The 18,370-nt window shown below is 58.7% G+C and carries 19 protein-coding genes and 1 tRNA gene; 6 read left to right on the plus strand and 14 right to left on the minus strand.

Translation table 11 applies throughout. The annotated features are described in order from the left end of the window. The 9 genes from METLI_RS03100 to METLI_RS03140 all read right to left on the minus strand — a co-directional run bounded on the left by METLI_RS03100 (position 1) and on the right by METLI_RS03140 (position 6,284). On the minus strand, positions 1 to 546 hold the full coding sequence (locus METLI_RS03100) for a 30S ribosomal protein S4 (protein ID WP_004037917.1): 546 nt from the start codon (positions 544 to 546) through the stop codon (positions 1 to 3). A gap of 16 nt (positions 547 to 562) precedes the next feature. Then, positions 563 to 1,015 carry a 30S ribosomal protein S13 gene (locus tag METLI_RS03105; protein ID WP_004037923.1) on the minus strand — a complete coding sequence of 151 codons (453 nt, stop codon included), beginning with the start codon at positions 1,013 to 1,015 and terminating at the stop codon, positions 563 to 565. A gap of 28 nt (positions 1,016 to 1,043) precedes the next feature. After that, positions 1,044 to 1,128 (minus strand) — tRNA-Ser (locus METLI_RS03110). A 96-nt stretch (positions 1,129 to 1,224) separates the two neighbouring features. Beyond that, positions 1,225 to 2,199, minus strand: coding sequence for a deoxyhypusine synthase (locus tag METLI_RS03115; protein WP_004037925.1), 975 nt, complete (start codon positions 2,197 to 2,199; stop codon positions 1,225 to 1,227). Positions 2,200 to 2,413: 214 nt separating this feature from the next. Continuing rightward, complete coding sequence (locus METLI_RS03120; RefSeq protein ID WP_004037929.1) at positions 2,414 to 3,199, minus strand: CBS domain-containing protein; 786 nt, start codon at positions 3,197 to 3,199, stop codon at positions 2,414 to 2,416. Then, positions 3,196 to 4,035 (minus strand): CBS domain-containing protein, encoded by an 840-nt coding sequence (locus METLI_RS03125; protein WP_004037931.1) that lies wholly within the window; start codon positions 4,033 to 4,035, stop codon positions 3,196 to 3,198. Before METLI_RS03125 ends, METLI_RS03120 begins: the two co-directional genes overlap by 4 nt. 5 nt (positions 4,036 to 4,040) lie before the next feature. Beyond that, the gene (locus METLI_RS03130; RefSeq protein ID WP_004037933.1) at positions 4,041 to 4,982 is read right to left on the minus strand and encodes a CBS domain-containing protein; all 942 of its coding nucleotides are present in this window, start codon (positions 4,980 to 4,982) and stop codon (positions 4,041 to 4,043) included. Positions 4,983 to 4,986: 4 nt separating this feature from the next. Further along, positions 4,987 to 5,745, minus strand: coding sequence for a CBS domain-containing protein (locus METLI_RS03135; protein ID WP_004037936.1), 759 nt, complete (start codon positions 5,743 to 5,745; stop codon positions 4,987 to 4,989). Then, the gene (locus METLI_RS03140) at positions 5,742 to 6,284 is read right to left on the minus strand and encodes a CBS domain-containing protein (RefSeq protein WP_004037938.1); all 543 of its coding nucleotides are present in this window, start codon (positions 6,282 to 6,284) and stop codon (positions 5,742 to 5,744) included. The genes METLI_RS03135 and METLI_RS03140 overlap by 4 nt, the downstream gene beginning before the upstream one ends. 228 nt (positions 6,285 to 6,512) lie before the next feature. On the opposite strand from METLI_RS03140, the gene METLI_RS03145 reads away from it, so the two are divergent. From METLI_RS03145 to METLI_RS03160, 4 genes are all read left to right on the plus strand, one after another. Continuing rightward, the gene (locus METLI_RS03145) at positions 6,513 to 7,154 is read left to right on the plus strand and encodes an Era-like GTP-binding protein (protein WP_004037939.1); all 642 of its coding nucleotides are present in this window, start codon (positions 6,513 to 6,515) and stop codon (positions 7,152 to 7,154) included. A 5-nt stretch (positions 7,155 to 7,159) separates the two neighbouring features. Then, positions 7,160 to 7,531 carry a DUF2073 domain-containing protein gene (locus tag METLI_RS03150; RefSeq protein ID WP_004037941.1) on the plus strand — a complete coding sequence of 124 codons (372 nt, stop codon included), beginning with the start codon at positions 7,160 to 7,162 and terminating at the stop codon, positions 7,529 to 7,531. 6 nt (positions 7,532 to 7,537) lie between these two features. Beyond that, a complete protein-coding gene (locus METLI_RS03155) occupies positions 7,538 to 7,933 on the plus strand; it encodes a Zn-ribbon domain-containing protein (RefSeq protein WP_004037943.1) in 396 nt (131 codons plus the stop codon). 172 nt (positions 7,934 to 8,105) lie between these two features. Continuing rightward, complete coding sequence (locus METLI_RS03160; protein ID WP_004037945.1) at positions 8,106 to 9,230, plus strand: KamA family radical SAM protein; 1,125 nt, start codon at positions 8,106 to 8,108, stop codon at positions 9,228 to 9,230. A 33-nt stretch (positions 9,231 to 9,263) separates the two neighbouring features. Here the strand turns inward: METLI_RS03160 and METLI_RS13510 are convergent, their stop codons facing one another. Genes METLI_RS13510 through METLI_RS03175 form a run of 3 tightly spaced genes read right to left on the minus strand, consistent with a single transcriptional unit; the run spans position 9,264 to position 14,099 of the window. Beyond that, entirely contained in the window at positions 9,264 to 12,326 is a 3,063-nt protein-coding gene (locus METLI_RS13510; protein ID WP_004037947.1) for a PKD domain-containing protein, read from the minus strand. 8 nt (positions 12,327 to 12,334) lie between these two features. Next, positions 12,335 to 13,186 carry a type IV pilin N-terminal domain-containing protein gene (locus METLI_RS03170; protein ID WP_004037949.1) on the minus strand — a complete coding sequence of 284 codons (852 nt, stop codon included), beginning with the start codon at positions 13,184 to 13,186 and terminating at the stop codon, positions 12,335 to 12,337. Positions 13,187 to 13,196: 10 nt separating this feature from the next. Next, positions 13,197 to 14,099, minus strand: a complete 903-nt coding sequence (locus tag METLI_RS03175) for a hypothetical protein (protein ID WP_004037951.1) — start codon at positions 14,097 to 14,099, stop codon at positions 13,197 to 13,199. 126 nt (positions 14,100 to 14,225) lie between these two features. Here METLI_RS03175 and METLI_RS03180 point away from each other — a divergent pair, with 126 nt between their 5' ends. Both METLI_RS03180 and uppS read left to right on the plus strand, forming a co-directional pair. Continuing rightward, positions 14,226 to 15,227, plus strand: coding sequence for a radical SAM protein (locus METLI_RS03180; protein ID WP_004037954.1), 1,002 nt, complete (start codon positions 14,226 to 14,228; stop codon positions 15,225 to 15,227). After that, positions 15,224 to 15,988 (plus strand): polyprenyl diphosphate synthase, encoded by a 765-nt coding sequence (gene uppS / locus METLI_RS03185; protein ID WP_004037955.1) that lies wholly within the window; start codon positions 15,224 to 15,226, stop codon positions 15,986 to 15,988. The genes METLI_RS03180 and uppS overlap by 4 nt, the downstream gene beginning before the upstream one ends. Before the next feature lie 6 nt (positions 15,989 to 15,994). On the opposite strand, the gene METLI_RS03190 is transcribed toward uppS, so the two are convergent. Both METLI_RS03190 and polX read right to left on the minus strand, forming a co-directional pair. Beyond that, a complete protein-coding gene (locus METLI_RS03190) occupies positions 15,995 to 16,585 on the minus strand; it encodes an undecaprenyl diphosphate synthase family protein (protein WP_004037956.1) in 591 nt (196 codons plus the stop codon). Beyond that, positions 16,582 to 18,267 (minus strand): DNA polymerase/3'-5' exonuclease PolX, encoded by a 1,686-nt coding sequence (gene polX, locus METLI_RS03195; RefSeq protein ID WP_004037957.1) that lies wholly within the window; start codon positions 18,265 to 18,267, stop codon positions 16,582 to 16,584. Before polX ends, METLI_RS03190 begins: the two co-directional genes overlap by 4 nt. Between the last annotated feature and the right edge of the window lie 103 nt (positions 18,268 to 18,370).

Here is an 18,370-nt window from a genome sequence, read left to right on the forward strand (position 1 = left end):
TTATCTCCCGGTGATCCTGGTGCGCTCAGCGTGCGATACGGTGGCGAGCGGCGAGTGGCCGTAGTAGCCGATGCTGCCCTCTTCGCTCTTTGGAACGAGATAGCCGGGGATGTTGACGCGGCGGCCGTTCAGGGCGATGTGCCCGTGGGTAATGAGCTGACGGGCCTGCTTTGGCGAGCGGGCGAGGCCCTTGCGGTAGACAAGGGTCTGAAGCCGGCGCTCGAGTTCCTGCTGGACCTTCAGGGCGAGGATGTCGTCGATATCGACATCGCCGCTTTCTGAAACGAGGCCGTAGCGGGCGAGGTGGTTGATCAACTGCTCCCTCTTTGCTTCGGCACGCTTCGGGTCGGTGCCCGCGGACTCAAGGGCGAGGATCTCACGGGTGGCCTTGCGGTACTTGCGGAGCACACTCTCGGCTTTCCAGAGCTCGCGCTTGTTCCGGAGACCGTACTCGATAACGATCTTTACCTCGTCCTCCATGCGCGTTTTTTCGAACCGGCGCTTGGGGGTTGAGTATTGCTTATGGTTTTTTCCTGGATATCCCATGGTCTCACCGCTGCAATCAGTTCTTCTTCCTCTTCACGCCGACGGTCGTTCCCGTTCTGCCGGTGGACTTGGTGCGCTGACCGCGAACCTTCTGGCCGGTCTCATGACGAATGCCGCTGTAGGAGCGGACCTTACGCATGATGTTGATATCCTCGTCGAGGGTCATCGGGACCTCACTTGCAAGGAGGTGCCTGGACTTGCCCGAGTAGATGTCAATTGGCCGGTTCAGCATCCAGGTGGGGACGCTTTCAGCATAGTTTTCGACCGCTGCGCGGATCCGCTCGATCTCCTCGTCTGACATTTTGCCGAGGATTGCGTGGGAATTTACGCTGGCCTGCTCTGCGATTATCTTCGCAGCGTGCCGTCCTACTCCCGTGATGCCGGTGAGGGCGATCTGCACCTGCTTGGTGCCGTCCAGATCGGTTTCTCTAACCCGGACGAAATACTTGATCTCTTCTTCCTGATCCATCCAATCTCCTCATCAGATGTGGTCAAAGCGCTGAGGGAGGGATTTGAACCCTCGAGTCCCAGGGGGACACAGGTTTAGCAAACCTGCGCCATACCAGGCTTGGCTACCTCAACCGTTAATGTTCGCATCCATTGACACTCGCAACGCACAGCGCTGCTCCATGAATGATGTTCTACTATATACGTGGGAATCTCTAATAAGGGTTGTGGTCAGCCCTTGAAGGGCCTCGCCCGTTCCAGTCCGCTCCCGATCAGCGCCGACGTGACGATGGGCAGGGCGATGGTGGCGTCGCAGAAACACTGTACCTGTCTTGTCCGGGGTGATTCTTTGCCCCATGAGATCGCCTCTTCAAAGGTGCACCCGGAGAGTCCGCCCCAGTGTGGGGCGTCGGTGGTGTACTGAACGGCATAGGCGTGCCCGCCGAGTTCGAGGTCGTGCATCGAGGCGATCACCTGGGTCTGCTGGATGAAGTTTTTCGGCACTCCTCCGCCGACATAGATGACGCCGGTCTTTTTCGAGTTCTCAACGATCTGCGTCAACTCGTCGGCGTCGGCGATCTGGTCGATGCCGATATCGACGCCCCTGCGACGGGCCACAGTCAGGGCGATGCCGATGGATGAGTCGCAGAGGGCGGGAACGAAGATCGGCACGCCCATGGCGGCGGCTGTGGCGGTGATGGATCGTCCTTCCGGGGCTTTCTCTGTGATAAAGCCTGCGAGCCTGTGTATAAATTCGGCCGAAGAGGCGTGGAAGGGTGCGATCGTCCCGGCAAAATCTGCGACCCGCCAGTCCACGCTCCTGAATTCTTCTTCGTACGCAAAAACATCGTAAATGCGGTCTATCCCTTTTGTATACAGGGCAGCGTCATCGACGACATGGTGGCCGGCATAATGGCGGATGCCCAGGTGTTCGACGATGTCGTGAAAGATGTTTGCGCCGGTGGAGACGATCGCATCCACGTAGCGCCGGCGTACGATCTCGATGATGCACTCCTGCATGCCGGCCGGGATCATGGCGCCTGAGAGGCCGAGCAGGATGGTGCACTCAGGGTCCCGGACCATCTCAGACCATATTTTTACGGATTCCCCGAGTTTTCTTCCCTGAAATCCGCTCTCGCTCATTTCGCCAAGGAGGGACGATACGTCGTTTGTCGGCATGACCGATCGGCGTGGGTTCATATGCATGGCTCTCCTCCCGATAGTTATCTGGGGTGAGATGTGATTAATTGACTGGTCTGATGTATTGTGGGGGTGGGCATGTTTTTTCGGCCATGGCGGGGCCGCGTCTGGTCTGTTCTTTCGGTTTTGCCGGACATTCCCTGCAGGGTAATACTGGAATGAGAATAGCCATCGGAGCACTTTGCATTACGTTAAAAAAAAGTGAAATTAGTCTGTTTTTTCACATCGCTTTGATCAGCGACGACCTGGTGATGATGCCGGCGATCTGTCCGTTGCCGCCGGCGACCGGGAGGGAGCTGATCTTCTTTGCGATCATCAGGTCGATGATCTCGGCGAGCGGTCTCTCTGCATCGACCGAGATCAGCGGGGTCGACATGATGTCGCGGACGATGAGGTTTCTGATCCGGTGGTCCTGGTGCTTCCCTTCGACCACCTCGCGGAAGGCCCGCATGGACCTGGCAACATCGGTCTCGGTGACGATCCCGATCGCACCGTTATCGGCAGCGACGATGAAGCGGGCGATCCCCTCGTCGACCATCCTGCGGCGGAGGTGAACCACTCTCTCCTCGGCGTTGATGGTGTATGCCGGCTCCATAACATCTTTTACCGCCGCTGACGGCTGCATGATCTTGAGAAGATCCCCGTAGGTGACCTGGCCGATCAAATTGTGCTCCTGATCGAAGACAACAACGATCTTTGCGTGCTGGAGGAGGTCGGGAAGGATCTCGACGCCCTGATCCGGGTAGGCCGCCGTAAAGTCTTCTGAGACCGTGTTTGAAACATGGATCTGTGTCGGCGGCATGTCGGCGTTCCTCTTCTTGCCGAGCGTCTCCGCTATCGCCTGTCTGGAGATGGTGCCGACGACCGCTCCGTTGTCGGTGACGATCAGGGGGTCGATGTTCTCGGAGAGCATTTTGTCGAGGGCATCGGTGATTGGTGCAGACTTTGAGATGGTGAGGGGTTTTGCCATCACGTCTCTGATATAGATGTACATCTCTTCGCTCATTTTGCCACTTCCTGTAAGATGTTGTCTCTCTTTACGATCCCGAGGATCTCAGATCCTCGCGCGATGACCACGCTGTTGATGTGGTGGTCGACCATCATCTTCACCGCTGCTGCGGCGGTGGTCTCCGGGTCGGCCGTCACGACAGGATGGGTCATTACGTCTTCGGCGACTGCCGAGGCTTCCTGAACATATCTGAATGACTTCCTACCGCCAGATGTTTCTTTTCTCAGCATTTTAATATCTTTTTCGGGTATCCCGCCAGCTTCGTTTGCATACTCGTAAAATGCGAGGTTCGTTTCGGTGATGATTCCGGCGAGCGTTCCGTCGTTGTTGACGACGATCAGTTTTCCTCCGCTCTCGGAGAAGAGATCGACGACGTGGTCAAGTGAATGATACCGACTGACCGTGACCGCCTCCTCCATGAGGGTGGTGACGGGAACGTCGAGTTTCTGAACCGATGCTGACCTCAGAATGTCGGATTTTGTGACGATGCCGACCACTTCGCCACTGTTGACGACGGGGATGCCGCTGATCATCCGGTCAAGCATGAGGGCGGCGAGATCCCTGATGCTCGTCTCGGGGTCCACGACAAGGGGGGCCGGCGTCATCAGTAAGGAAACAGGGATGCGGTCGATTGGTCGTCTCCGCCAGATTGGATCGGTGTTTCTGAGGCGGTAGGCAAGATCCTTCTTGGTAATGATGCCGGCAAGGCGGTCTCCCTCCATCACCAGAACGCGCGAGATCTTGTGCTTGATCATCTGGTTTCTCGCGTGCGCGACGGTGTCTTCAGGCGCTACCACTCTGACCGGTGATGACATCACATCCTCTGCTTTCATCTGTATCACTTCCCGGAAAATGCTTTCACAAGGTCAAATTCGGTTACCAGGCCGATCAGTCTCCCGTCTTCGATGACCGGAAGCGCACCGACCTTCCTCTGCAGCATCTTCAGTGCTGCATCGTTGATATTTGCGTCAGGGACGGTGGTGATGAGTTCTCCTGACGTGAGGCTCCTCACCGGGAGGGCCATTATCTCGGCAACGTCGCCGGTCGAGAGGCGCTTGAACACTTCGCCGGTGCCGAGATATTTCATGATATCCGATGCCGAGACGATCCCGTAGAGTACGTCGTCCATGACCAGAGGGAGACGCCTGAACCCGTGTGCGATCATCTCCCGCGTCACTGTTCCGATCGGTGTCTCCGGGCCGGTGACCCGCAGCCCCGTGCTCATGATCTCTTCGACCATGATATCGGTCTCCTCGGTTGCAAGCGCCTTCATCACGTCCCGCTCGGTGACGATGCCGGTGAGGACCTCCTCCTCATCGACGATGGGCAGGCCGCCAATCTTTTTTGTGACGATGATCTCGGTGACGTCGGCGATCGATGCGGTGTGCGGGATGGTCGTCACCTGCTGGGTCATGATCTCTCTGACACTTTCGTTGATGGCTGCAAGCAGGTTGCCGTTGTGCTTGACCCTGACCAGATTGAAATGATCGCCGCCGCCCAGGAAGTCGATGCTGTCCCGTGCCGTGACGATGCCGCGGAGCCGTTTCGTCCCTGCGTCGGTGATCGGAAGTCGGCGGAAGCCGTACTCGGTCATCGTCTCGATGGCGCTGATGATGCTCATCGTCGGCGGTACCGATATGACCTCACGCGTGGCGATCGCCATTACCCCGCCTTCGGACTCGACGATTCTGGACTTGAACTCGATCGGGCCGCGGTCAAGTTTACCGGGCATTTTCAGGAGTTTGTCTCCCTGTTTCATATTCTGGTTGTTCCTGTGCATACCATCATTCCTTTGCATGAAGCCCGTTCAGCACGCCATGTCTGTCGATCATCCCGACAAGGAGATCGCCGTCGACTACAGGCAGCTGGGAAAGGTCGTGGCCGACCATCAGCTCCGCAGCGGCGCTGATGCTCTCGTCTTTTTCGATGGTGATGACCGGTGTCGTCATGACGCTTTCGACCGGCACTTTCCCCCCGCTCTCAAGGCTCTTTCTTACCCTTCCGTTATTTAAGATATCCCTCCGGGACAGCATTCCGATCAGGCTCTTTTCTTTTATGACTGCAAAGGCCGAAATGCCGCTTTCTATCATTTTCGAATATACCTTGCCCAGATTATCCTCTGCATGGCATACCGGCGGCCGGTTCTCCATGCAGTCCCTGACCGTTCCCCGCAGGTCCTCACGCGTGCAGAGGATCGGGAAGATCTCGGAGAGCAGGACGCCGCCGAGCACATGGTTTTCATCGTCTACGACGACAGCGATGTCGGTATTTTTCTCCCTGATCACCTGCGATACGGCGATCAGCGATGCGCCGGGCGGCACGGTTGCGCCGTCTCTGACAAAGCCTTTGATGAGGATGTCGGACTTCGTGTCCGTGACCCGCAGGGCATCGGTTATGTCGATGTAGCCGACATACCGCCCTTTTGGATCGGTGACCGCGATTTCGCGAAATATGTCGTCCCGGAGCACCTGGCGTGCCCGGGTCATGGGTTCGTCTGTGGTGAGGACGGGGATCCTCACCATTACATCTTCGGCCCTTTTCATCTCAAACGCTCCTCCTCCCTGCATTCTTTACACAGCATGACCGCGTCCATAGGAGTAAGGTCATCGCTCATCTTTCCACACCGGTCGCAGATGCCCATGGCATAGTTTTCCTCCCGGTTGATGACGATGAGATCCGACATGATTTCGTTGAGTTCGTTTGCAACGCCGAGAAGATCTCTGACCGTGACCATGCCCAGGACTTTCCCGCTCTCAACCACCGGAAGTCTGCGCACCCGGTGTTTGATCATCATCTGTGCCGCCTCCCCCACGGTTTTGTCCAACTCGATGGTGATGAGGGGAGTGCTCATGATGTCTCTGACATAGACCGAACTCGGCTTGAGATCCCGTGCAACGACCTTGCAGTTCATATCCTGTTCGGAAACGATTCCAATGGGTACGTTCCCCGAAAGGACGATGCAGCTCCCGACCTCATCTCGGCACATGTGAGCCGCGGCTTTTGCGACCGTTGCTTCAGCCTCGATGGTGGTAGGGTTGACCCTCATCACTTCCTTCAGCGGAACCCTGGTTTCTACGTACATTGTTTCTCGTGTGCCGGACATGAGTTCACCCCAGAGGGTCGCTTTACTCCGGATTTAATCCAGATACCTCTACCTATGAGATTCCCCTATAAAAGAATACTGTAGGAAATTCATGAATCCATGCCCGTATGCGCCGGGGTTATATCCGGGACAATATGGGGGAGTATTTATACCGGGTGGGGCAATCTTCTACTGAGTAGCTGTATACTCTGGAATAGGGGATGAACGATGAATTTTCTGGTTCGGGCAAGACAACGGGTATCTAAATTTCTCAATGCGTTTTTTAGAAGAAAGCGGTCAAGAATTGGTATTTATGGTCCTCCCAATGCTGGTAAGACCACACTTGCCAATAGGATCGTGAGGGACTGGACCGGCGACGCCGTCGGCCCGGTCTCCGAGATTCCGCATGAGACGCGGCGGGCCCGAAGGAAGGAAGACATCACGATCACGGGCACGAACGGCAATTCGGTGATCATCGATATCGTCGATACCCCCGGCGTGACGACGAAGATCGATTACAACGAGTTCCTCGAGTACGGCCTTGAGAAGGAGGAGGCGATCAAGCGGGCCAGGGAGGCGACTGAGGGTGTCGCCGAGGCGATGCACTGGCTCCGCGATGATATCGACGGCGTCATCTACATGCTCGACTCCACCCAGGACCCCTTCATGCAGGTCAATATTATGATGATCGGGATCATCGAGAGCCGGAAACTCCCGGTGATCATTGTTGCCAACAAGATTGACCTCCCTGACGCCACCCCCCAGCGCATCAGGAGCGCCTTCCCGCAGCACCCCGTGATCCCCATATCAGGGATGGAGGGGAGCAATGTTGAGCAGCTCTACGAGAAGATGACCGAGATGTTTGGGTGAGCAGGATGATCCAGGGAGTTCAGATCGATTTCCTCTCGGCAGAACGGCTTGATCGGCTGACCATGATGGAGAAGATCAGGCTGATCCTCGACGATGTGCGTTCAGGCACCATTGTCGTGCTTGAGAAGGGGCTGTTGCCCGAGGAGCAGAGCAAACTCATCGAGCTGACGATGATGGAGATCAAGCCTGACGGCTTTTCCGGGATCGAGCTGGAGACCTATCCTGCAAAGGGCGGAAAAGAAGGGTTTGGCGGCTTACTTTCACGTCTGATCGGGAAAAAGTCCGAGTCGCGGCTGACGGTGATCGGGCCTGCAAACCAGCTCAAGACCCTCAAGAAGGACCAGGACCTGATCAGTGCCTGGGTTTCGTCACGGTGAGAGGCAATGCCGCACAAGTGCACCAGATGTGGAAGAGAGTTCGAGGACGGTTCGACCGGGATCCTGAAGGGCTGCCCGAGCTGCGGGGGGAAGAAGTTCCTCTACATCAGGGAATCGACGCGGCACGAGGATGTGCTCGAGGAGAAGACGATCGAGGAGATCGCCGAGGAAACCGGTGAGGAGGAACTCGAGGTCAGGGAGGAGGAGGCCCCGAAGCGTGTCGAGTGCTATGACCGCGTCGAGTCGATCCGTATCGTCGGGCCGGGCTCGTATGAACTGAACATCGAGAAGCTCGCACAGAGCGAGGAGATGGTCGTCAGCCTGGGCAGAGAGGGGAAATATATGGTGGATATCCTCTCGATGCATAAAAAGGACCGCAAAAAGTCTTCGAAGAAGCAGTGATCCCCTTTTTCCTGCAGTCCTAATTTTTTTATGTTGTTACCGCTATAGTGTAACCTGTTACCCTCTGGCAGTGCCCTTCCCCGTACTGGGGCGCTGTTGGCATGCCCGGTCATATGTCTTACCCCCCTTCTGGAATTTGAGAGACCCGGGTTTAAGAGGAGGTGAAATTAGGATGAAACTGCGATACCTGACAGGCGTCGACCAGATCGATGCATTGAGCCCTGAAGAGAAGATCCTGCTGCAGAAGGTGGAGGAGAAATTCGCTTTCCGCTCGAACGATTATTATCTTTCCCTCATCGACTGGGACGATCCGGCCGACCCGATCAGGCGGATCGCCGTCCCTGACCCGATGGAGCTGGAGGAGTCTGGTGTCCTCGATCCCTCCAGGGAGTCGAACTATACGGTTGCTCCGGGTCTCCAGCACAAGTACCGCGAGACGGCCCTGCTGCTGGTCTCGGACATGTGCGGGACGTTCTGCCGCTTCTGCTTCAGGAAGCGCCTCTTCATGGACCGGGGCGCCGAGGTGACGAGGGACGTCACCGAAGAGATCGAGTATATCAGGCATCACCCCGAGATCACGAACGTCCTCCTGACCGGCGGGGATCCCCTGATCATGGCGACCTCGAAGCTCGAACCGATCGTGGCGGCGATCAGGGGGATCGAGCATGTGGGGATCATCAGGATCGGGTCGAAGATGCCGGCCTTCAGCCCGTACCGGATCCTGGACGATCCGGCCCTGCCCGAGATGATCAGGAAATACTCGACGCCCGAGAAGCGGATCTACATCATGGCGCAGTTCAACCACCCGCGGGAACTCACGCCGCAGGCGGTGGAGGCGCTCGGCATCCTCCTCTCGGCCGGTGCGATCGTGGTGAACCAGACGCCCATCCTGCGCGGGGTGAACGACGATCCGGCGGTGCTCGCCGATCTCTTCAGGAAACTCTCGTTCATCGGGGTGCCGCCGTATTATGTCTTCCAGTGCCGCCCGACCCTGGGGAACCGGATGTTTCAGGTGCCGGTGGAGGAGAGCTATGCGATCATCGAGGCGGCGAAGGCGCAGGTCTCGGGCCTCGCAAAGAGGGCGCGGTTTGTGATCTCCCATGCGACCGGGAAGATCGAGGTCGCCGGCCTCACCGACGAGTATGTCTTCTTCAAGTACCATCAGGCGGCCGACCCGGAGAAGATCGGGGCGGTGATGGTCTTCAGGCGGAACCCTGAGGCGCTGTGGTTCGATGATTATGCCGAGCCGGCGGTCGATGTGCCGGTGCCGGTGGAGATCGGGGAGGCGTCGGGGTAAATAATGCGTATTCTCACTTTTTTTTGCGAAAAATCAGATGAATGAATATTCTTTAACTCCTCCATCGTAATGGATTTCTGATGATGATGGTTTATCACTGATATCGAGGTTTAAGGTCCCGTCACTGCCGGGAACAAGGCCCGTTAGGACGATGCCTCTTTTATCTTTTCCATAGAGGATTTGATCACCATCGATTTCGAAGCGAGTCCATGCGTTTTTTTGAGGCACTATAAGAGTAAGTGTTGAAACCATCCCTGAAGAAGTATTGATCCAGATATCCCCGTCTCCTATGCTCCCGGAACCTTTGGTAAGACCATTGATGGACACGGTTATATCATCGAGTATGAAAGCGTTGATATCCTGTTCTGCAATGTGGATCTTCCCTGCCTGATCTTTGTTGAGAAGGATGTGAACGATATCTCCCTGATTCAGCTCATAGGATGTCTCTCCTACCTTGATTCTGGACCAGAGGCCGCTCACGGTGAACTCCATGTACCCTCCATTTCTGAGATATCCTCCTTTTGGATGCTCGGTGATCAGCAGGATGTCATATCCTGATGAAGGTGATGTAACCGTAATATAACCCGTTTTTGTCTCAGTTCCTGGCCCGAAAAGGTTCGAGGCCGTGAGGCTGACCGTGTAGGTGCCGGGGTCTGCGTAGATATGGAACGGGTTCTGCACCCTTGAGGACGTGCCGTCCCCGAAGTCCCAGAGCCATGCGGTCGGGTGGCGGGTCGAGAGGTCGGTGAACTGGACGGTCAGGGGTGCGGTCCCGCTCACTACGTCGGCGCTGAATGCCGCATCTGCAGGGCACCCTGCAGGGGTGAAGGCGGCATAGTGTGCGCCGATCTCCTGCGGGCTGAGGGCGGTGCTGTAGATCGCGGCGTTTGCGATCGAGCCGTTGAACAATTTCTGTGTGTTCGCGTCAGAACCGATGTACACCGGGCTTGTGCTCGTCTTCAGGGTGCCGGTGAGCGGTGTTGACGCCTTCTCCTCGCCGTCCACGTACAGGCGCAGGGTGCTGCCGTCATAGGTGAGGGCGAGGAGGTACCAGCGGTTCAGGGTCGGGCGCCCCTCTCCCCATTCGATGGTGGTCTTGCTCGACGATGTTGTTGTGACGCCCCCCTGCCACCCATTCCATTTGTCGAGGTCGAGGCCGTGACCGTCCCAGTCTCGCTTCTGGATCACCTTATCCGTGTCATACTCGGTAGGGTAGGCCCATGCCTCGTAGGTGACGGCATTTGTGGGGTTGAGTCCGGCGCTGTTTGGTATGGAAACGCTGTCGCTGCTCCCGTCGAAGACCAGGTAGCCGCGGTCCGCGCAGGAGATCCAGCCGGCGCCGGTGATCGTCCCGTTGTACCCGTTCCCGCTCTTGTCATAGACGATAGAGCCGGATCCCTCGTCCATCGGCCAGAAACCCTCGGTGATGGTCGGTGTTTCTGCAGTGATCAGGTCGGTGCGTGTGGCCGTATCGCTGAAGGCGGCATTCGCAGCGGTGAGGCTGACCGTGTAGGTGCCCGGGGCAGTGTAGATGTGGACCGGGTGCTGTTCGGTGGAGGTGGTGCCGTCGCCGAAGTCCCAGAGCCATGCGGTCGGTGCGCCGGTAGAGAGATCGGTGAACTGCACCTGGAGGGGGGCGGTGCCGCTTTGCGGTGCTGCGGTGAAGGACGCGGCCACCGCTATGGGATCATGACAGAAGTCTTCCACCGGTGTTCTCGCAAATGCGGGAGATGACCATTCGAGGTGGAAGACTGCCTTTCCAAGGTTCTCAAACATCTTCGCCCTGATCTGATGGGAACCGGCGGTGAGGTGGATATTCGCTGTTTTTGTCGTGCTGCTGTGGTACCCGCCGTTATCGATGAGTACGGTATCCATGTCGTCGATCCAGAGCCATGAGCCATCGTCAGAGGTGAGATAGAAGGTATAGGTGGCGTCTTCTGGCACGATCAGGTAGCCCTCATAGATGACGCTGAACTGGTCATCTTTTCCGAGGGTGGCGATGGGCCAGTTGTACTCATCGGTTCCAGATTTTTGCCACGACGTGTTTGCCTCATTGTCGGCGAACCAGATCCTGGGATCGATCCTGGTCACCCCTTCCCCTATCCACTCCCGGTTCGGGTAGTAGGTGCCGGCAAGCCCCAATCCTGCGCAGGCTGAGACCCTGATGGTTGAGGTGGCCGTGTCGGTTCCTGCGGCGTTTGAGACGGTGAGGATCACCGTATAGGTGCCTGCGGTAGTGTAGGTGTGGGAGGGGTTCTGTGCGGTGGCGTTGGTGCCGTCGCCAAAGTCCCATGACCACGATGCCGGTGTGCCGGTGGAGTGGTCGGTGAACTGCACCTCCAGTGGAATGATTCCTGAGGTCGTGCTTGCCGAGAAGTTGGCGGTCGGCGGGCCGACCACAGTGATCGTCCGTGTGGTGGTGTCAGAATCGTCTGTGGTTGATGCCGTGAGCCGTACCGTATAGAATCCAGGGGTTGTGAAGGTGTGCGTCGGATTCTGTACGCCTGATGTGGTGTTGTCCCCGAAGTTCCAGTACCACTCGTTCGGGTTCCCGGTTGAGGTGTCGGTGAACTGCACTATGAGCGGGGCCGATCCCGCAGTAGAGTTTGCCGAGAACGCGGCCACTACCGTTCCAGGTGTTGGTGATGGCGTCGGCACTACCGTTACGATCGCGCCTTCCCCGACGAGATGGAGCATCCACGCGGTTCCGCTGCCAGCGATTCCGTCGCTGGTGATCAGCACGCCGTCAGGTTCGGGGTCGCTGCCCAACCCGAGGGTGAGGGTCTGTCCGTTCTCCCAGTCTGTCCAGTCCGTCGATTCACTCTCTCCTGAAAATTCGTCGGTCCGTTCTTCGCCGTTGACAAAGATCTGAAATTCCCCCTTCCTGAGGGGATCTCCTCCCTCATGGCGGAGAATCAGGCGGTGATCGTCTGCGGTGCTGTTGTCGTACATCACGCTCGCAAGCATCGCCGGGGCCTCGTCACCCTGGGGGTTCGAGAGCATGACGACGCCGACGATCCCCGCCGCCACTGCAAACACGGCGATGAGGATCACGACGGCGATCACTTCGCTGGCGGCGGCGTCATTGTCCTTCATTGTAACCCCTATTTTAGATTCAGCGTGCCTAGCACAGATTCGTGGGCGATCACCGTGTCATTTATACCATATACGATTGCTGTCACAGAGATCCGATCTCCATCACTCCCGAGTTTGTTGGTGGTCTTTAAGGTATGATTGTAATAGAAGGCCTCCACCTCGCTCTGGGTCAGGTTCATAGCGACAATCTGGTTTGGGATTTCGTTATTGTTGCTGTCGAGGAGAACGTTGTAATTGTAGATGACCATATGGACGTATTTTGCGGCGATTGTCGAGACATTCACGGAGAAAGTGAAGTCCTTTTTCATATCTATGACATACTCCTGCTCCACATCAGGTCCGACGATCATAATCGGCGATGTCTCATTCCCGCCTCCCGGCACCGGCGTCACCGTCACCACCGGCAGCGTCCCCGATCCCCCGGCATCCGCATATGCCCCTGCCGTCGCCGCCCCGAACCCAGAGGGTTCGGCGATCACCGTCTCGCCGCCGCCCGAATCGACGACCGAGACGACGACCCGTTCGGGGGTGCCTCCGCCTGTGTAAGTGAGGTTCTCGCCGATCGACCAGATATCGTCGCCTGCGAGGGCGAACTCATCGGTCCGGTCCACAAGCCCGCTCCCATTGTCCACGTAGATCCGGTAGTTCCCCGCGGCGAGGGTGTCGCCGCCCTCGTGGAGGAGGACAAACGTGGTGTTGTCTACTGTCGTTCCCGCCACCACGCTCACGTGCGGGACCTCTGAGGGCGGGGGCTGGGAGAAGAGCGCCACCGCCACGATCGCCACGCCGAGCACTGCCAGCGATACAAGAAGTATCGCTCCGATCACCTCGGAAACACCCTGTTCGTCTGTCACTATCATCGTCTTCACCTCACTCGATCAATGATGCTGCCGTTGCGATGCTCACCCGATAGTCTGCCTGCACGGTCCTGAGGGTGACGTCCTCCCTGGCGCCTGTATCCGGGCCTGTGATATTGATATATGCCGTTTCCGCCCCTCTCCCGACCGCATACCATGCAGGCTTGATCCTCTCGCGGAGTGCCGCCTCCTTAAACACCCGCTCCCATGCCCGCGCCATGCCCTCGTCGCCCGCCTCGATCGAGATCTTCACCCAGGGGAAGGTGCCGGTGAGGTTTGCATAGGGCGGCATGTCACGCAGCCTTGTTTCGATCCGCACCGGCCCTGACCCGGCGAGGAGGGCCGATCCGGTGATGTTCACCGGCGCGATGCACACTGAGGCGTTGCCGCTGACATTGTAGAACGAGAAGGAGGGGGAGACCCGCACCGTCGTCCCACCGCTCTGGGTGAGGAAGACCCCGCCCATCTGGTAGGTCCAGGTCTGGTCCACCCAGTAGTTGTTCCCGGAAACATACTGGAGACTGCCGAGCGGGATCGCCGTTGTGTTGGTCGGCGTCGTGATCGTCAGGGCCGCCCCGCCCGACCTGACGCTCACCGCCCCGGACGACCCGGCCGGGCTGAGGATCGGGAGGGAGAGTCCTCCTCCCTGCGTCGCCGCCGACCCGGTGCCGAGGTCGAAGGCCGTCGAGAGGGTGACGCCGGTCACGTTATTTTTGTTCACCCAGAGCGAATCGAGGGCGATCTTGTAGTCGGTGAAACGGTCCTTCACCATGTTCATATGCTCGATCTCGTTCGCCCGCCCCTCTGCCGGCACGGCATAGATCTGGTAGACGGAGAGCGCCATGACGAGCACTCCCAGAAGGAGCACGAATCCGACGACCTCGGAGAGACCTTCTTCGTTCAGGGCGGCAGGCATTGTACCGGTGTTTTTTTCCCGGGCTCTATATATTCCTTTCAGAATGTACGCTCCTGCAGACGTGCATAATGTTAAGAAATCGCCGGTTCATAATTATAAGAAGATAAAATAGCGGGGAATTCCGACGTGTCCGAAATCACAGGCAGCACATCCCGTCTGGCGCGGGGCTGCGTCCTCTGTTACGAGGGCGCCAAGATGGTCCTTTTTGTGACCGGCAGGTGCGGGCGGGACTGCTGGTACTGCCCCATCTCTGAGAAGCGGCGGAACGGCGATCTGGTCTATGCCAACGATCGCGTGGTGACGTCGCCGGACGACATCATCGAGGAGGCCGAGATGATGAGCGCTCTCGGGAGCAGCATCACCGGGGGCGAACCCTTCCTGGTGCTCGACGTGGTCGTCAACGCCTGCCGTCTCCTCAAGGAGCACTTCGGGCCCGACCACCACATCCACCTCTACACCGGGATCGCACCGACAGAAAAGCAACTGCTCCCGCTCCGCGGGCTCGTCGACGAGATCCGTCTCCACCCGCCGCAGGAGGTCTGGGGTCGCATCCTCGACTCGCCCTATGCCCGCTCGGTCGAGACCGCCCGCCGCCTCGGGTTCTCGATCGGGATCGAGGTGCCATCCCTGCCCGGGATCGAGGCCCTTCGGGCGATCCTTCCAGACCTCGACTTCCTCAACATCAACGAACTCGAGTGGAGCGAGACGAACGCCGAAGCGATGCGTCTGCGTGGCCTTGACCTGGAGGACGGCCTTCACAACGCCGTCGGCGGCGCCGCAGCGCTCGCAGAACCCCTTCTTGACGATCCGAAAGTGCACTTCTGTTCGTCCGGCTTCAAGGACTCGGTCCAGCTGCGCGAGCGTCTTCGGCGCATCGCCGGGAACACCGCCCGCCCCTTCGACGAGATCACCGAGGACGGCACCATCGTCTACGGCCTCCTCGAACTGGAAGACGACGTCCTGCCGCCGGTCCTCCGCGAACATATTTATGATATCGAGGTCTCTGGTGATAAGGTTGAGATGGCCTGGTGGGTGCTTGCCGAATTGAAAGATGAACTCCCCGGTAAAAAGTCCGTGATCGAGCGCTACCCCAATGGGGGGATCATCCTGGAGGTGACGCCGCTCTGAGGATCAGAGACCGGATCGATCCGCTCTACGAGCGCTACCTGCAGTGGCAGTGCAAACATATCCCCGGCCACATCGCCATCATACAGGACGGCAACCGCAGGTATGCCCGCCTCCTCGGGGTCGGAACGATCGAGGGCCATCGTGCAGGCGCCGAGACGACCCAGCAGGTGCTTGAATGGGCAAAGGAGATCGGGATCAGGACGATCACGCTCTACTCCTTCTCCACCGAGAACTTCAACCGTGACGAGGGTGAGGTCAACTACCTCTTCGATATCTTCAAGGAGAAGTTCATCGGCGTTCTCAGCGACGAGCGGGTCCATGCAAATCAGATCAGGGTCCAGATGATCGGCGACCGATCGATGCTCCCTCCAGACCTTCTTGAGACGATCGAAGCCGCCGAAGAAGCCACCCGCCACTACAGCCGCTTCTTCCTCAACATCGCCCTTGCCTACGGGGGCAGGAACGAGCTGGTCCATGCCGCCCGGCGGGTGGTCGCCGGCGTCCGCGAGGGCTCAATCGCCTCTGACGAGATCACGCCGCGTACGGTCGAGAACTACCTGTACGAGGGCCTCCACCTCCCCCCGGTCGACCTGATCATCAGGACCGGAAACGAGCGGCGCACCTCGAACTTTCTGCCATGGATGGCAAACGGAAACGAGTGTGCCGTCTATTTCTGTGCGCCGTACTGGCCGCTCTTCAGGAAGATCGATCTCCTGCGGGCGATACGCCTCTATGACCAGCGGATCCGTGCCAGAGAATAGGGGGCCTCAGGCCCCAAAACGTCTTTTTCTTGCTCCGAAGTCCCTTAGTGCCCTGAGAAAATCGATCTTTCTGAACAACGTCCAGTTCACATCCAGGAAGAAAAACTCCGAGTATACCGACTGCCAGATGAGAAAATCGGTGAGATAATTGCCGCCGGTCTTGATCACCAGGTCAGGGGCGCACCTGAAGGTGAGGTGCCGTTCGATCACCGCTTCGTCGATCTCTTCGGCACACGTCTCTTCTGCGGCGATATTTTTGATGCATGCGGCAATCTCTTCCCTTCCGCTCTTGCCGACGGCGACGATGACGTTCATCCCCTCTCCTGTCGTCTCGATCCGGTCACCGATATGGAGGTTGAGCCTGCCGATAGCGGCGATCTTTCTGATCTCAGGCAGGCAGGGTGCGATCCGGCCGGGGTCGTCGGTGGAGATGTGAAAGGTGGCGGCCTCAAGCCCGGCGTCCCTGCACCACCCGGCCACCTCGACGATCTTCTGCGGGGCCTCGATCATATCCTCCTCGGTGATCATGAAACAGATCTCTCGGGGAAGGACGGTGAGGCTGCGCTGCAGCCTCCGTTCATAAAACCAGCGGATCATCTCCGCATCTCCAGAAGGGCCTCGGCAGTGCGGGTGTTGAGGACGTCATGGGGCCCGCACCATCCCCGGCGGGCCAGGGCGACGCCATATCTCATATGGGCAAATTCAGGCTTTCGGTGCGTGTCGGTCCCGATCGCAAGTATCACGCCCCTTTCTTTTGCCTGCCTGATATAAATATCATCCAGATCCATCCGCGCCGGCGATGCGTTGATCTCAAGGGCCGTCCCGGTCGCGGCAGCCGCCTCGATGACCCTTCCGATGTCGAGCGCTGTCCCGGGGCGGTGGCCGATGAGGCGGGCGGTCGGGTGCCCAAGGATATCTACGTGCTCGTTTTCGAGGGCGGCGATCACCCTCCGCGTCATCGTATCCCCGTCCTGCCTGAAGGCCGAGTGCACCGAGGCGACCACCAGGTCGCAGGCTTCAAGTGTTGCATCAGGGAGAGAGAGCCTCCCGTCCGGGAGGATGTCGGCCTCGACCCCGGCGAGAAGGGTGCAGGACGAGGTTCTGTTCTCCGCCCTGATCGCCTGCCGCTGTTTTTCCAGCCGCCTGGCATCGAGGCCGTGGGTGATCCCGATGCCGGCCGAGTGATCGGTGATCAGGATGTACTCGTAGCCCATCCGCTCTCCCTCTGCGGCGATCTCTTCCAGGGAGAGCACGCCGTCGCTCCAGTCCGAGTGGACGTGGAGGTCGCCCCTGATCCCGGCCTCGTCCAGGAGAGGGGGGAGCGCCCCGCTCAGGGCGGCCTCCACCTCCCCGCGGTCCTCCCTGAGTTCAGGCGGGACCTGGCTCATGCCGAGGGCGGAAAATACGCCCTCCTCTGTCGGGAAGATCTGGAGGTTTCCCGATCCCCGGTCGGTCAGGCCGTACTCGTTCAGGCGCATCTCCTTTCTCCCGGCGATCTCCCTGAGCCTGATGTTGAAGGCCTTCGATCCGGTGAGGTAGATCAGCATGGCGCCGATCGATCCCGGGTCGGCAAACCTGATGTCGGCCCGTCGCCCGCCGACCGTCACCGAGATCTTTCGCTCCCCCTCGTCGATGACGGCGTCTGCAATCCGCCTGAGGGCCAGACTCGTCTCCCGTGGCGGTGCCGTCGTGACGATGTCGATGTCCCCGATGGTGGAGCGGCCGCGCCTCAGGCTCCCGGCCACCCATGAATCCCCCGGAATTGCGGCGGTAAGCGCCGCGGCCAGTCGTTCGGCCTCGGCCCGGTTCATCCGTCCTGCCCCTTCTCTCGCCTCTGCGATCGCCTTCAAGATATCGTCTTCCTTCTTTGCCCCGAACCCTTTCAGGGCCCTGATCCGTCGGCTTCGTGCTGCAGCCTCAAGGGCTTCGATCCCATCCACCCCGAGGCCGGTCCAGAGTTTCCTGACCGTCTTCGGGCCGACCCCGTTGAGATCGAGGAGGCGGATGAGGCCCGGGGGGGTGGCGGCACGAAGCCTCTCCAGCTCGGCACAGGTGCCGGCATTCAGGATATCCTGTATTTTTCCGGCGATCGCCTCTCCTACGCCGGGTATCGCCTCGAGATCTTCTGTGCTCAGAGAGGAGATCGGCTCTGCGAGATGATCGATCTGTTCGGCCGCCCTCGTATATGCCCTGATTTTGAAGGGGTTCTCTCCCTGGATCTCCAGCAGCGCTCCGATCTCACCGAGGAGCCGTGCCACCTCCCGGTTGCTCGTCGCCATGCATGAAGGTGGGTTTGTTCCTATATAGCGCTTGAGTGACCGCCCTCTCTTCTGTCTCCCTTTCTGCAGGGAAGCAAATCCATATGAGCAAAAAGCTCAAATG

The organism is Methanofollis liminatans DSM 4140 (assembly GCF_000275865.1).
Taxonomy (GTDB): Archaea; Halobacteriota; Methanomicrobia; order Methanomicrobiales; family Methanofollaceae; genus Methanofollis; species Methanofollis liminatans.